This window comes from Pseudomonas sp. KUIN-1 (genome assembly GCF_009176725.1).
Classification (GTDB): domain Bacteria; phylum Pseudomonadota; class Gammaproteobacteria; order Pseudomonadales; family Pseudomonadaceae; genus Aquipseudomonas; species Aquipseudomonas fragariae.
Genome location: NZ_AP020337.1, coordinates 5,849,134 through 5,862,655 on the forward strand (window position 1 = coordinate 5,849,134; position 13,522 = coordinate 5,862,655).

Consider the following 13,522-nt stretch of genomic DNA (forward strand, 5'->3'; position numbering starts at 1 on the left):
ACACCCTACCCTTGCCGAGCATGAGGGTTCGCGGTTCATCGACCCATGCCATGTTCAGCCAGCGTTATATTTGAATCAGTCATTCAGGTAATTGCCACATGGATGCGAAGCCAGGACTCCAATGACAGCGCCCTCCTCCTCCGCAGCCTTGCTGCCACTGAAAATTATTGCGACTGGCGTAGCGGTGCCCGCAAATCGAGTGGACTCGTCTGCGCTGGACACGTTATTGAACAAGCCTGCGGGTTATGTCGAAAAGCGCTCCGGCGTACATTGTCGTTTTCACGCAACACTCGATGCCAGCCAGGCCGAACTTGCAGCACAAGCACTTCAGGATGCCTTGAGAAGAGAGCAGATCCCGGCGGGTTCGATCGATCTGTTGATCTCGGCCTCGGCAGTACCCATGCAGGCCTTGCCCTGCACGGCAGCATTGATTCTCAAAGCGGCCCATCTGCCATCGGGTACGCCCGGCTTTGATATCAACAGCAGTTGTGTCGGCTTCATTACAGCGCTACAGGTCGCTGCCGGCTTGCTCAATGCCGGGATCTACAAACGCATTGCGGTCGTGTCGGCAGATCTCGTTTCACGCGGTATCGACTGGGATGACGAAGAAAGCTCGCTGATCCTCGGCGACGGAGCAGCCTGCGCCATTGTCGAACGCGGTGACGGCAGCAGCGGCATTCTGAGCAGCCTGTCCGAGACCTATCCACAAGGCAGCGACCTGTGTGAGATTCAAGCAGGCGGTACACGCCGCAATCCACGTGCAGGCATGACTGACAGCGACTTTCTGTTCCATATGAAGGGCAAGCAGCTGTTTCGTCAGGCTGCCGCGTTGATCGAGGGCTACCTCGCACGCCTGTTGGAAAGGAGCGGATTGACGCTTGCCGAGATCGCCACCGTCGTCCCCCATCAGGCCAGCCATCTGTCGCTTGAGCACATGCGGAAAAGGCTTGGAGTACGGCCTGAGGTGCTGGTGGATATTTATCGCTATCACGGTAATCAGGTCTCGGCATCGATTCCGACGGCGCTGCATACTGCTTTTACCACCGGCCGCTTTACACCCGGCAAACCCGTGATGCTGATCGGTACCGCTGCCGGTCTGACATTGGCGGGCATGGTGCTGCTGCCATGAAGGTTCTGCTGACCGGCGCCACCAGTGGCCTCGGACGCAATGCGGCAGAGTGGCTATTGAACGCAGGCCATAGGGTACATACCACCGGACGTGACTCGGCAGTGGGGAATCTGCTGCGAGAACAAGGAGCGGCGTTCACCGCCCTGGATCTGACCCGGGCTACAGCACAGCAATGCGAGCAATTGATGCTCGGCAGTGACGTGGTCTGGCACTGCGCGGCAAAGTCTTCTCCCTGGGGTAGCGAGGCCGAGTTTCATGAGGCCAATGTAGTCGTCACAGAAAAGCTGGCCGAGGCAGCGGGCCGCTGCGGCGTTTCGCGCTTCGTGCACATATCCACGCCTGCGATCTATTTCGATTTTCAAGACCATGAGTGTATTGACGAGCAATACCGTGCCCGACGATTCGCCAACCACTACGCCAGCAGCAAGTATCAGGCAGAGCAATCCATACAGGCGCTGGTACCGCTTTATCCACAGACCACGTTTATTATCCTGCGGCCCCGTGGCTTGTTCGGCCCGTATGACCGGGTGATTCTGCCCCGTATTCTGGGCCAGATAGAACGCGACCGCGGCATGCTGCGTTTGCCCGGTGGTGGTGAGGCGGTACTGGACCTGACGTTTGTACTGAACGTTGTGCACGCCATGGACCTGGCGAGCCATAACAATTCTTTGTCTTCAGGCGCCGCCTACAACATCACCAATCATCAGCCCATGCGACTGGTGGATACCTTGCAGTTGTTACTGCACGAACAACTCGGCATTCGTTATCGTGTGCAGCGCGTACCTTACCGATTGCTGCACTCGCTGGCGACGGCACTCGAGCTTCTGGCCTGTATAACGCGCAAGGAACCCGTGCTGACTCGATACAGTGTGGCGGCGGTGAACTTCGATATGACCCTGAGCCAGACGCGAGCCATTGAAGAACTGGGCTACCGGCCGCGATACTCGATGGAAGAAGGCGTTCAGCTCACGGGAGAGTGGCTTAAGTCTCACGCGGTGAAGCCCCATGGCTAGCATTACCACCTTTGAAGTGGGTTACTGCACGCATATCGGTTGTATGGCGTTGCAAGGCGCGGGCCTGAGGGTCTGCAAATTTCCGTCCAGAGCTTATCTGCTGGAGGTTGGCGATCGCCGCTGGTTATGGGATACCGGCTACGCCAACCATTTTCAGGAGCATACCCGGTCGGGGGTGTTCCGCATCTACAGCCAGGTTACTCCGGTATACCTGGATGCGGGTGAAACGCTGCTGGATCAGCTGCGTAATGCGGGTTACGCGGCCAACGATATTCAGGCGCTGATTATTTCCCACTTTCATGCCGATCACATTGCCGGCCTGCGGGACTTCAGTCATCTCGACTTTATCTGCTCGGGCGAAGGCTGGCAGAAAACCCGCTCATTACGTGGCATCGCCGCGCTCAAGCGCGCCTTCGTACCGGGACTGATTCCGGAAGGTTTCGAAGCGGCGTTGCAGTTCGTGGAGGGCTTTGAGCAGGTGAGCCTGTCTGCACAGTTGGCCCCGTTTACACATGGCTACGAACTACCGGGCAGTGACGGGCAGATTGTTCTGGTGCCGCTACCAGGTCATGCCGCCGGACACCTGGGTGCATTTATTCTCACCGAAGATGGCTGGACATTGCTGGCCAGTGATTCCGCATGGTCGCCGCTGAGCTATCAAGAATTGCGCGGGCCTTCGGTGCTTGCCAACGTGCTGATGGACGACAGCAAGGCCTACTACCAGACGCTGAACCGTCTGAACCTGTTGTGGGCAGCAGGCCATGTGGATATTCGTTTGTGCCACGAGGGCGATTTATGATCCCGGTGATGACGCTCTGGCACTACTGGCGAGCACGTCGCCTGCGCTTTTCCAGTCGCCAGGCACTGGAGCATTTTCAGAACAGGCAACTGAAACGCTTTGCGAATAGGGTGCTGGCCAAAAGTCCTTATTTTCGGGCTTACAGCGCTCTGCCATTCAACGAATGGCCGCTGATGGACAAAGCGCTGATGATGACGCAGTTCGACCAGATGAACACCGCAGGTCTGCAACGTGATCAGTTGCTGGCCTGCGCAAGGCGCGGCGAAGCCGAACGCGACTTCACGCCACGCATCGGCCGCTTTAGCGTCGGGCTGTCCTCGGGCACGTCAGGGCAGCGCGGCGTTTTCGTCGTGAGCCCGCAGGAACAGCAGATCTGGGCGGGCGGGATGCTTGCCAAGATGCTGCCAGACGGTATTTTCGCGGGTGAGCGAGTCGCGCTGTTTTTACGTGCGGACAATAACCTGTACCACAGCGTCGACAATCGCTGGCTGAGCCTGGCCTTTTATGACCTGTTCGCGCCGTTCACTGAGCAGTTGCCTCGCTTACAAGCACAGGCGCCGACCATTATCGTTGCGCCAGCACAGGTGCTGCGCGCCCTGGCCCTGGCCGTTCTGGACGGGCAGATCCAACTCGAAGTAAAGAAAGTGATCTCCGTCGCCGAAGTCCTGGATGAGCAGGATCGCCAGTTGCTGAACACGGTGTTCCGCGAGGTCGGCGAGGTGTATCAGGCAACCGAAGGTTTTCTGGCGGCCACGTGCTCTCATGGCACACTGCATTTGAACGAAGAGTTCGTGCATATCGAGCCCCAGTGGCTTGATGAGCAGCGCTTCACGCCGTTGATCACCGACTTCACTCGCAGCACCCAGCCTATCGTACGCTACCGACTGGATGATGTACTGGTCAGGCAATCCGAGCCCTGCCCGTGTGGTCAGCATTCGATGGCGATTTCCCGAATCGAAGGTCGCCGCGACGATCAGCTTTCGCTGCCCGACCAGCACGGTGAGATGCAGATTATCTTTGCCGACCTGTGCAGTCGGGCAATTGCCAATGCACTGCCACTGACCAGTGACTACCGCTTGATTCAGCTTTCGAAAACCCGGCTGCAGCTGATTGCAGACTGTACGCAAACCGAACTGGAGCACAGCCGTAGACAACTTGTCGCCCTGTTCACACAACAGGGTATTGCCACTGACAAACTTGAATGGCAACTGACGGTGCAGAACGTGATGCCGAACTTCGATCGAAAACGACGCCGTATTGTCCGGCAGGCAGAAGCATGAACAACCCCATGATGTTTCGGTTGTGGCACATGCTGCTTGGCTGGGGTTCGGTCGGTCTGATCTATACGCTGACCGACCATTTGCAGAGCACCGGCCAGGTCATGACACCCTCGCCGCTCGACCGAATGATCGCATTCACGCCCCACGCAATCTGGCTGTACCTGTCGTTCTTCGTGGTTGTTCCACTGGGCTATCTGATGACCCCGCTTGATCGGGTGCGCTGGCTGTCTCGCGCCATGCGTCTTACCGCACTGGGTGCCGGAACGGTCTATCTGCTGTGGCCGACAACGATGGTGTACCCGGTCGATGAGGGCACAACGTTAAGCTCTACACTTCTGGCAGCACTGACCTATGTGGACTCGACCCAGAATTGCCTGCCATCCCTGCACATGGCCCTGATGGTGCTGGCAGTCTGGGGGATCAGTGCAGCAAGGCGTAGCGCGCGTACTGCAGTGTTTGTCTTATGGGTGGCCGCCATTGCTTATTCGATCCTGCAATTGCGCCGTCATCTGTTCATCGACGTGGTCAGTGGCGCCGTGCTCGCACTGGTGGCGGGTATGCTGTTCGATGCGCTCGGCCGAAGCAGGCAAGTCGCACTCAAAGGGAATATGCAATGAGCGATCTGGCCATTCCGATCATCATCATGCTGCTGGCCGTAACAGGCGAGGCCGTCATTCTGCAGTGGATGCAGCGCAAGCCGGTTGACTGGCATGACGTGGTGTTCAATCTGAATTCCGGCCACCTCATGCTGTGGCTGTTCCGTGGCCTGGAAGTCATCTGTTACGGATTTGTCGCCACGTACTTGAGCCTTGGCCTGCTGGATACATGGCCGCCACTATGGGTCTGGGCGTTCGCGTTGCTGGCCTGGGATTTCTGTTTCTACTGGCTGCACCGCCTGCATCACCACGTTGGCGTACTCTGGGCCGTGCATGTGGTGCATCATCAGGGCGAGCACTTCAACCTGTCCTTGGGCGTGCGTAACTCTTGGTATTCGTCACTCACCTCGATTCCGTTCTTCATTCCGCTGGCCGTGCTGGGGGTGCCACTGCATGTGTTTGTCGCAGTGTCGATCCTGCATTACTCGATGCAGTTTTTTAACCATAATGCGCTGACACCCAGGCTGGGCGTGCTGGAAAAGATTTTCGTTACTCCGACCCATCATCGCGTGCATCACGTCAAAGACCGGGCCTACTCAGACAAGAACTTCGGCGGTACTTTCATTTTCTGGGACAAGCTGTTCGGCACATTTTCCAGGCTGCCCGATGTGCCTTACACGTTTGGAATCGGAGGGCCTCGCTCTTCCGCAAATCCGTTCTGGGCCAGCAACGTACCTTTTCTGCATTACCTGCGACTGTCGATAAAATCGAACGAACCGACCCGCTCGCGCGTTTCGGGTTTGAGCATTTTCAGCGGCGCGTTGCTGCTCTTCGCGCTGGTGGTGGGCTATATCTATCAATACGGCTATGGCTACAGCGACATCACCTGGCCGCAGGTCGTCCTGTTCGTCTTTCTCGTGGTGGGCTCTGTGGCGCTGGGAGGGATGACCGAAGCGAGGACCTGGAGTGTTCCTGTCTGGCTGATAGTCAGCCTGGGGCTGGCGTTGCTGTTTCTGGGTTATTACGGCTGGTCGCAGGTTTACTGGCAATTGCCGATGGTCGCCCTCGCCCTGCACGGCGCATGGGTGGCTGTGTCTTCTCGCGGCTACAACCTTTCAGCCGCAAATCCGGTGGAAAAACATCATGGCTGAGTCACTTGCCCCCCTGTCATTTCCTGCCGATGGCGAACAGGCATTTCATCACGCCCTCAAGCAGGCGGCCCACGCCTACCTGGCAGACGACCATCGCTACGCAAGCATTCGGCAAAAGGTGACGGCATTGCTCCTTATCCTGCTGTGCGGCGGTTTTTATGCCTCGAGCCTTATGCAACTCAATGCGTGGGCATTCGTGGGCTGCTATTTCCTGTTTGTCCTGACAGGCATGCTACTCAACGTAATGGTGTTTCACGACGCCACCCACAATGCTTTTTTCCGGGCCGCCTGGGCAAACCGGCTGGTGGGGAGGTTGATGACCTTGCCGCTCGGGATTGATCCGGATTATTGGCGAGTCAGGCATGTGCAGTTTCATCATGCCTATGCCAACGTTGAACATTACGATCTGGACACCGAGGAGAATGGCGTCCTGCGACAGTCGCCCTTCCAGGGCTGGCGTAAGCACATGCGTTATCAACATCTTTACTGGCCCATGGTCGCAGCGTTGTCGCTGCCCTACATCTCATGGATATTCGACTGGTCGGACCGTCTTGGAAAGACGCCGCTCAAAGCCAAAAGAATACTTCCGGGAAACAAAGGCTGGGCGGTATTTCTGGCCAGTAAGGCATGCCATCTGCTGCTGGTACTGATAGTGCCGCTGGTGATATTCGAGGGCAGCTGGACGACGGTGCTGATCGCGTACTTTGTGAGCCAGATGCTCGCCTCTCTCTGGGTGGTATTTCTGCTGCTCGGTACGCACTGGGCAGAAGCGGAGTTCTATCAGCCATCAGACAGCCCGTTGATGCCACACGGCTGGTATCGACATAACTTCGCGACAACCTGCGACTGGCAAACCTCTCCACGCTGGCTGCACCATGCCGTGGGCGGGCTGAACTTTCATCTGACTCACCACCTGTTCCCTGGCTGGAGTCATCGACACTACCCGGCGCTGGCAAACATCATCGCCGACCTGGCACCCCGCCACGGTCTGCACTATCGCTGCATCGACTACCGTGAGTTGCTCAGGCAGCAGCGAAAGTTCTTGCGCAGCATGGGTCAGGATACGCAGGTGACGAACATCACCTGACGAACTCAGAGCCAGAAGCGTTGTGACTTCTGGCATGACCGCACTGATATTGTTTGTCTGTTTTTCCCATCGCTGGCCTTTTGTCGCTCAACAGCCGGCACGGTCGCGAATTGCATGTGCATTGGGCGCTCATTCGGTGCGAGCGCAAGGAGATCTGTCGGGAGATGCATCGCCGTAAAGATCTCGAGGAACATCGTCAGAGCCTGCGCAAGCGGAAGTCACCGCGCACATGATCCGGGATCACAGAGGACTTTATCGCGCCCAACAAAAAACCCGCCGAAGCGGGTTTTTCCAAGACCATCCCGACTCCCTGTCGGCTGCCTCCTAGGCGATGGTCGATCATCCTTGATCCTGGTGAACTCCTGTTCACCACTTGATGGATCCAATAATACGGAGGAAGGACCAGTTCGGAAATGGCCAAATCCCTCCACCGCGTGTAAGCCTTTCGCTATACCTCGGTGGTGCCAACCCGCGCCGCTCAATGAGCGTGCGGGTTGGCTGTGGATAACTCCCCTCGGGCTTTATGCCTGCCCTTCCACCAGCCGCAACTCCCCATCCACATACAACACTTCGCGCCCTACCCACGCCAGATCAACCTGCGGCAGCACGGCCGAGGGTTTGCGCAGTTCACGCAGCAAGGTCGAGCCGTGCGAGAGACGCCCGCCCATGCGCGCGATCACCGCGCGGGCGTTCTGGTAGTGCGCGTGGCGTCCGGGGTCGAGGGTGTCTTCCAGCAGGATGTCCTCGCCCAGAATGCCCTGGACCTGGCCCGGATAGATCATGAAGCCGGTGGCCTGCTCGGTGCCTTCGCGGCCGTCCTGCCAGAAGCTCCCCGTGCGGCTGCGAATGTCCGGATGCGGCGCAAACCAGTGTTCGCGGTCGGCGCTGGGCATGGCGTGGTGCAGGCGGAAGAACAGGCGCATCAGGTTGTCGCGATACCACTCGCGTACTTGCAGGTAGTAGCCGCGCATGCCCGGCAGGCCTGCGCGGTGGGCGATGCGAATGAAACCCGGCCAGGTCGGGAAGGCCTGTAAAGGCAGGTCAGTGGCTGCCGGGCGCGGGGTCGCGGGGTCGGTTTCCCAGGGCAGCCGGTGCGGGCAATGCTCCAGGTCGTCGTAAGCGGTCGGCGGACGTCCCAGCAGGTCTCCGCCGCTGCTGGCCAGCGAGGTGGCGATGCACAGGTTGCCTTGCACGACGAATACGTAGAAACGGGTGAACCAGTCAGCCAATTGCTGGCCGTCAGCACCTTGGGCCGTGAGGGCATGCAGCTCTCGGTCGAAGCGGTGCAGTTGCTTTTCCAGGGTCAGCAAGTGGCCACGCGCGATGCGCTGCATCCGCAGAAACACCGGTAATGAGCGCACCAGACGCAGCGGTCGCCACGGAAGATGCGGGGTCGCGCCGCCGACCTCGTCGGCGTAGCTGCTGGAGGCGATGCCCCAGTCAGCCAGACGTGCGAGAAACAGGTCGTTGTTGATGTAGGAAGCTGCGCCAAACAGTGCGGTAAATGGCTCGTTGTCCTGCAACACGCGTGAATCCCAACGCGCCATGATCGCCGGGATGCTGCCTGCGGCACGCCGCTGTGCGTACTCGACCAGCCTGCTGGGCTGTGGCGGCAGGATCTCCGCAATATTGGCGGCGGTCAGGTGGCGGCGCCAGCCGTAGTCACTGATCGGGCGGTACTGCAGCAGCCACAGCTGGCGGCCATCCCAGGCCCACTCCACGTCGCCCGGCACGTAGTGGAATACGCGCAGAACGCCCTGCAGGAAGTCCCAGAGCACCTCCTCGGTCAAACCGTGGGATGGCTTGAAGCCCCCGCTGCTCCAGGCCGCGCCGAGGCGGGAAATGATCGCTCGCTCAGGACTTGCCTGACCGTCGGCCAGCGACTCCAGATGGCCTTCCACCCACTCCAGCTCGACCGACAGGTGACGCACGAAAGCGATGCCGGAAAGCACCGGCGTAATGAAGCGCTGCACCACAACCTCTTCGACGCCAGCGTTGTGCAGCTCTGCGACGCGCGCGGGTACGTTGTGGCCGGGCTCACGAAGAAAAGTGGTGCTCAGACCGGCATTGGCCGCATCGGCCTGATCCTCACCGAAGCTGGATGAGCGCACGGCCCAGATAGCGTCAGGCTGACGGGCCAGAAACGCGGGCAAGGCCGAGTCATCGCCCTGCTCCAGAGACAGTGCCTCGGGCACCGGTTGCCCGGCGATGGCCGCCAGACGTAGACGGCCGCCTTTGGTGTGCGCAACGAAGCCGCGCTCGCCCGACTCCAGCCACTGCGCAAACTCGGCCGGCGCGTCGATCCACGGGTAGTGACCCCAGCCCGGTTTCAGGCTGATGGTCAGGTCGGCACGCGCCAGAATGGCCGACCACGCGGCTGCCTGCTCGATGCCCAGGACCTTGTCCTGATCGCCCCAGACCAGCTCTATCGGATCCTGCACCCACTCCAGCAGCGGCAACGCGGTGTCGGCACGCAACAGGTCCCAATACGGCACGAAAGCACGGCAGCGGGCGTAACCGGAGCCCATGCGCTGGTAGTGCGCGGCAGGCCAGGTCTGTCTGGAAAACTTGTGCGCAAACAGTGTGGGTTTGTTGGCCAGCAGCCAGTGAATGGTCTTGCGAATGGGCAGCGGCGACATCAGCGCAGGCAAGCGCCGCCGCCACAGAAAAGCCCCCACCGGTGCCAGCAGCACGCTTCTGCAGAAATGCCCCGGCTGGCGCTGCAAGGCATGCATGACCAGCAAGGCATTGACGCCCACAGCGACGATGGCGCTGCCCTTCACGGTCGCCGCCAACAGCGCATCGGCGCAGGCGGCAAGGTCTTCGCAGGGTGGCTGAGGATTGTTGCCGAAACCTGGCAGCTCCAGCGGCACGACCTGATGCTGCTGAAAATGCGGCAGCGCGTCGTCCCACCATTCGGCACTGCTGCCGTTGCCCGCCAGCAGATACAGCAGCGGCAAGTCAGACATGGCGAGGCTCCTTCGACGTGCGGCGATCATGGCGATACAGCCAGATCAGCGGCGGCAACAAGGCCAGCAGCGCTGCCAGATCGAGCCACACATGCGACCAGACGCCCCCACGCACGGAAATCAGGATGTCCTGAGGCGCCCAAAGCAGCAGGCCCGCAATCAGCCAGCCCCAGGGCATGGCGCTTTTCAGGCGGTTGCCCAGGTGCACCAGCGCCAGCATGTACACGGAATACGTTTGCAAGGTTGCGCCGAACAGCGCCATCCACCAGACCTGTTGCGCGCGAGCAGCGGCGGGAACCGCCTCGGTCCAGAACGCCTGCTCGAGGCTAGTCAGATAGCCATCGAGCAAGCCGGAAAAGCCTGCCCAGGTGAACACCAGACTGCCCAGCACATGCGCAACTGCGACGGCATACAGCCAGATCACCAGTGTACGGCGCAGGGTGTCAGAAGAGAGCGGCATACCAGGTCCTTGAATCGTCCTTGTGAGATGGCGAGTTTAGCGATTTCTCGATGGGCTTAATACGAGCATGGCCAAACTGCTCAGACCTCCCACTGTTGAACAACTGTTATTAATGCCAGTAGACAGCTTTTCTGCCGCGGCCTAATTTTATCCTTCAGTAGTCAGTAAAAAACGCAATCAAGGAGATGATCATCATGGTAGATGTAATGACACGTGTAAAAGAATTGGTGGCCGAGCATTTGGAAGCAGCGCAAGAAGATGTAAAACCGACATCTGACATAACCAAGGATCTCAAGGGTAGCAGTTTAGAAATTGTCGAGCTCGGCATGGCTCTGGAAGAAGAATTCAACATCAAGATCCCGGATGAAGACTTTGAAAAATTCAAAACGGTGCAAAACATAGTTGACTACATCTCAAAAAACAAAAAATAGACACGATGTAGGCTAACAGCCCACCACACTTGCTGAGTTCCCCAACGCCAGTTGCAGGCCCTTTGCCTCCAGTCAAAACTACCAGTAGCCACCAACCCGCTTTGCCCTTCAATGTACGGCTCCGCTCGTCAGGCCATCTGCCGGGCGAGCCTAGCAGTCGGGAGTAGCGGTGATGGATGCGCTGAATGTCATCAATATCGACACTGACGGAATCAACTCGCTGTTCACTATCGTTCTGCAATACGGAGCGACTGTTGTTTTGAGGTTGGTGATCGCCGCATTGCTGTGGATTGTCGGTCGCTGGCTGATCGGTGTGCTGGTCAGGATGGCGCAGCGTTCGCTGACGCGGCAGCGGTTTGATCCGACGGTTCTGCGCTATGTCGGCTCGTTCATCACGGTGACGCTGCATATCATTCTGGTGATCGCCATTCTGAGCTATTGCGGCATCGAGACCACCAGTTTTGCGGCGCTGCTGGCGGCCGTGGCGCTGGCGATCGGCATGGCCTGGTCGGGTTTGCTGGCCAATCTGGCAGCGGGGGGGTTCATCATCGTGCTGCGGCCCTTCAAGGTCGGCGATCTGATTTCGGCGGCGGGCGTGACCGGGACCGTTGTCGAAATCGGCTTGTTCGTCACGTCGATCAACACTCCGGAAAACGTGCTGAATCTGGTGGGCAACAACAAGATCTTCTCTGACACGATCGTCAATTTTTCCAGCAATGCTTTTCGCAGCGTCGAACTGACCGCGACATTGCCAGGCACCGCCGACGAGCAGAAGATCATCCCGCGCCTCAAGGATCAGATCGCCCGCCTGCCCAATGTACTGAGCAGCCCCGCTGTCGATGTGCACCTGTCCTCCACAACGGCCGACTCCATCACCCTGTCGGTACGGCCCTATTGCCACAATGATCATTATGATTCGGTGCATCGCCAGACGCTTGCCCTCATCAGAGCGTTGATGCTGCACCTGTCCTGAGCGGCACGCATAGGCAAAATTCATCGCCCTTCAAGCTCACCCGAACCTGTTGGCAGCCGATCAATAAGGATCGGTCCATATTCCGCGTGGCCTCTGCTTTTTATCTTTACGGGTTTAACCATGAGCCTTTTATCTCGTTTTCGGGCCGGCACGTCGCGGACCGAGGGCGCCATCAGTGTCATTACGTCCGCCCGAGAATTGAACGCCAAACTGTCTGCGCTGAGCTTCGATCCGGTCTATCTGACCGGTTTCGTTTCGCCGCACGTCGACTTCGATCAGGTAGCCAAGTCTGTCGCTGCGCGCTTTCCCAACGCGAAGATCAGCCTGTGCACAACGTCAGGCGAACTGTGCTCGGGCAATGATTCGCTGTACTGCGCGGCGGATAACCAGTGGGACAGGATTGTCCTTGCGCTGTTCGACTCAAGCGTCATCAAGAGTGCGGAGGTGTTACACATTCCGCTGCACAGCGAAGACATTCGCGGCGCGGGCAAGCGACTGTCGATGCGTGAGCGCATTGCGCGCCTGACCGACTCGATCAAGCGCACGCAGATCAACACCCCCATCGACCACCGCGATACGCTGGCCTACGTCACGTTCGACGGGCTGTCGGCGTCGGAGTCGTTCTTCATGGAAGCGCTGTATGAGTCCGGGCGCTTTCCGTGCCTGTTCGTCGGCGGTTCTGCGGGGGGCAAAGGCGACTTCAAGAAGACCTTGATTCACGACGGCAAACGCAGCTACGAAAATCATGCCCAGGTGGTGTTTCTCAAGAGCGCAAAAAACGTGCGCTTCGGCGTCTTCAAGAGCCAGAACTTCGAGCCGACGCCACTGAGCCTGAGTGTGCTGACGGCCTCCCTGGAGGAGCGTTACATCAGCCAGGTGGTCAACGCCAGAGGCGAGATCACCACCATGGTTGCGGCGCTGTGTGACGCGCTCAAGTGCGAGCGGCATGAGCTGGAGGGCAAGCTGGCGCAGTACTCGTTCGCCATCCGGGTGGGCGAAGAGCTGTTCGTGCGCTCGATTGCGCGCATCGATTATGAAAGCGAGCGGGTTCACCTGTTCTGCGACGTGGCGCCCGGCGAAGAGCTGGTGATGGTCAAACGAACATCCATGATCGACACCACGCGCAACGACTTCGCGCGCTTTCTGCAGGGCAAGTCCGGAAAGCCGCTGCTGGGTCTGTTGAGCGACTGCATCCTGCGGCGCCTGAACAACGGCAGTGAGCTGGGCCGGATGAACGATGTGTTCGGTGCGACGCCGGTGGTGGGCTTCTCGACCTTTGGCGAGATTCTGGGGTTGAACCTCAACCAGACGCTCACCGCCGTGTTCTTTTTCAAAGTGCCCGAAGGCCAGCCGTTCCGCGACGACTACATCGATAACTTCATCGCCTATTACGGCGAGTTCAAGGCGTTCTTTCTGCGCCGGCAGATCAAGAAGCTGGCTGGTCTGAGCCATGTGGTGGTCAAGCAGATCGATCAGTTCAAGCAGCGTAACTTCGTGCAAACCATTGACCCGAGTGGTCTGGACGAGCAGATCCGCCCGGTGTTCGGTGGCCTGAGCGACCTGGGCGATGTGCTGGTCAAGGCCCATCATGATCAGGAAGAAATCGCCGCTCAGTTGCGCCACTACTCTGGCGA

At 58.9% G+C, this 13,522-nt stretch carries 11 protein-coding genes and 1 pseudogene; 10 read left to right on the plus strand and 2 right to left on the minus strand.

Annotated elements, in window-relative coordinates:
- Positions 1-121: 121 nt before the first annotated feature.
- The 7 genes from KUIN1_RS26625 to KUIN1_RS26655 are packed head-to-tail and all read left to right on the plus strand — an operon-like array spanning position 122 to position 7,055.
- Entirely contained in the window at positions 122-1,129 is a 1,008-nt protein-coding gene (locus tag KUIN1_RS26625; RefSeq protein ID WP_024652721.1) for a 3-oxoacyl-[acyl-carrier-protein] synthase III C-terminal domain-containing protein, read from the plus strand.
- A complete protein-coding gene (locus KUIN1_RS26630; protein WP_152092403.1) occupies positions 1,126-2,142 on the plus strand; it encodes an NAD-dependent epimerase/dehydratase family protein in 1,017 nt (338 codons plus the stop codon). The genes KUIN1_RS26625 and KUIN1_RS26630 overlap by 4 nt, the downstream gene beginning before the upstream one ends.
- Positions 2,135-2,941: an MBL fold metallo-hydrolase gene (locus tag KUIN1_RS26635; RefSeq protein WP_116865909.1), complete on the plus strand. Its 807-nt coding sequence runs from the start codon at positions 2,135-2,137 to the stop codon at positions 2,939-2,941. The genes KUIN1_RS26630 and KUIN1_RS26635 overlap by 8 nt, the downstream gene beginning before the upstream one ends.
- The gene (locus KUIN1_RS26640) at positions 2,938-4,221 is read left to right on the plus strand and encodes a F390 synthetase-related protein (RefSeq protein WP_116865910.1); all 1,284 of its coding nucleotides are present in this window, start codon (positions 2,938-2,940) and stop codon (positions 4,219-4,221) included. Before KUIN1_RS26635 ends, KUIN1_RS26640 begins: the two co-directional genes overlap by 4 nt.
- Positions 4,218-4,838 (plus strand): phosphatase PAP2 family protein, encoded by a 621-nt coding sequence (locus KUIN1_RS26645; protein WP_116865911.1) that lies wholly within the window; start codon positions 4,218-4,220, stop codon positions 4,836-4,838. Before KUIN1_RS26640 ends, KUIN1_RS26645 begins: the two co-directional genes overlap by 4 nt.
- Complete coding sequence (locus tag KUIN1_RS26650; protein ID WP_024652716.1) at positions 4,835-5,968, plus strand: sterol desaturase family protein; 1,134 nt, start codon at positions 4,835-4,837, stop codon at positions 5,966-5,968. Before KUIN1_RS26645 ends, KUIN1_RS26650 begins: the two co-directional genes overlap by 4 nt.
- Positions 5,961-7,055 carry a fatty acid desaturase family protein gene (locus tag KUIN1_RS26655; protein ID WP_152092404.1) on the plus strand — a complete coding sequence of 365 codons (1,095 nt, stop codon included), beginning with the start codon at positions 5,961-5,963 and terminating at the stop codon, positions 7,053-7,055. The genes KUIN1_RS26650 and KUIN1_RS26655 overlap by 8 nt, the downstream gene beginning before the upstream one ends.
- 521 nt (positions 7,056-7,576) lie before the next feature.
- Here the strand turns inward: KUIN1_RS26655 and KUIN1_RS26660 are convergent.
- Together KUIN1_RS26660 and KUIN1_RS26665 are read right to left on the minus strand one after the other, a co-directional pair.
- Positions 7,577-10,024, minus strand: coding sequence for a PEP-utilizing enzyme (locus KUIN1_RS26660; protein ID WP_152092405.1), 2,448 nt, complete (start codon positions 10,022-10,024; stop codon positions 7,577-7,579).
- Positions 10,017-10,484 (minus strand): hypothetical protein, encoded by a 468-nt coding sequence (locus KUIN1_RS26665; protein ID WP_024659492.1) that lies wholly within the window; start codon positions 10,482-10,484, stop codon positions 10,017-10,019. Before KUIN1_RS26665 ends, KUIN1_RS26660 begins: the two co-directional genes overlap by 8 nt.
- Before the next feature lie 194 nt (positions 10,485-10,678).
- Between KUIN1_RS26665 and acpP the strand changes: the two genes are divergently transcribed.
- The 3 genes and pseudogenes from acpP to KUIN1_RS28880 form a co-directional block, all read left to right on the plus strand.
- Positions 10,679-10,915 (plus strand): acyl carrier protein, encoded by a 237-nt coding sequence (acpP, locus tag KUIN1_RS26670; RefSeq protein WP_058399348.1) that lies wholly within the window; start codon positions 10,679-10,681, stop codon positions 10,913-10,915.
- Positions 10,916-11,087: 172 nt separating this feature from the next.
- A complete protein-coding gene (locus tag KUIN1_RS26675; protein WP_058399342.1) occupies positions 11,088-11,888 on the plus strand; it encodes a mechanosensitive ion channel family protein in 801 nt (266 codons plus the stop codon).
- Between the two features lie 120 nt (positions 11,889-12,008).
- A pseudogene (locus KUIN1_RS28880) lies at positions 12,009-13,115 on the plus strand (FIST signal transduction protein); the annotation flags it as partial.
- Between the last annotated feature and the right edge of the window lie 407 nt (positions 13,116-13,522).

Excerpts from the sequence above, each read along its gene's own strand:
- KUIN1_RS26650 (WP_024652716.1), top strand. The coding sequence starts at position 4,835 with ATGAGCGATCTGGCCATTCCGATCATCATCATGCTGCTGGCCGTAACA.
- KUIN1_RS26655 (WP_152092404.1), top strand. The coding sequence starts at position 5,961 with ATGGCTGAGTCACTTGCCCCCCTGTCATTTCCTGCCGATGGCGAACAG.
- KUIN1_RS26675 (WP_058399342.1), top strand. The coding sequence starts at position 11,088 with ATGGATGCGCTGAATGTCATCAATATCGACACTGACGGAATCAACTCG.
- KUIN1_RS26660 (WP_152092405.1), bottom strand. The coding sequence starts at position 10,024 with ATGTCTGACTTGCCGCTGCTGTATCTGCTGGCGGGCAACGGCAGCAGT.
- KUIN1_RS26630 (WP_152092403.1), top strand. The coding sequence starts at position 1,126 with ATGAAGGTTCTGCTGACCGGCGCCACCAGTGGCCTCGGACGCAATGCG.
- KUIN1_RS26635 (WP_116865909.1), top strand. The coding sequence starts at position 2,135 with ATGGCTAGCATTACCACCTTTGAAGTGGGTTACTGCACGCATATCGGT.
- KUIN1_RS26640 (WP_116865910.1), top strand. The coding sequence starts at position 2,938 with ATGATCCCGGTGATGACGCTCTGGCACTACTGGCGAGCACGTCGCCTG.
- KUIN1_RS26625 (WP_024652721.1), top strand. The coding sequence starts at position 122 with ATGACAGCGCCCTCCTCCTCCGCAGCCTTGCTGCCACTGAAAATTATT.
- KUIN1_RS26665 (WP_024659492.1), bottom strand. The coding sequence starts at position 10,484 with ATGCCGCTCTCTTCTGACACCCTGCGCCGTACACTGGTGATCTGGCTG.
- KUIN1_RS26645 (WP_116865911.1), top strand. The coding sequence starts at position 4,218 with ATGAACAACCCCATGATGTTTCGGTTGTGGCACATGCTGCTTGGCTGG.
- acpP (WP_058399348.1), top strand. The coding sequence starts at position 10,679 with ATGGTAGATGTAATGACACGTGTAAAAGAATTGGTGGCCGAGCATTTG.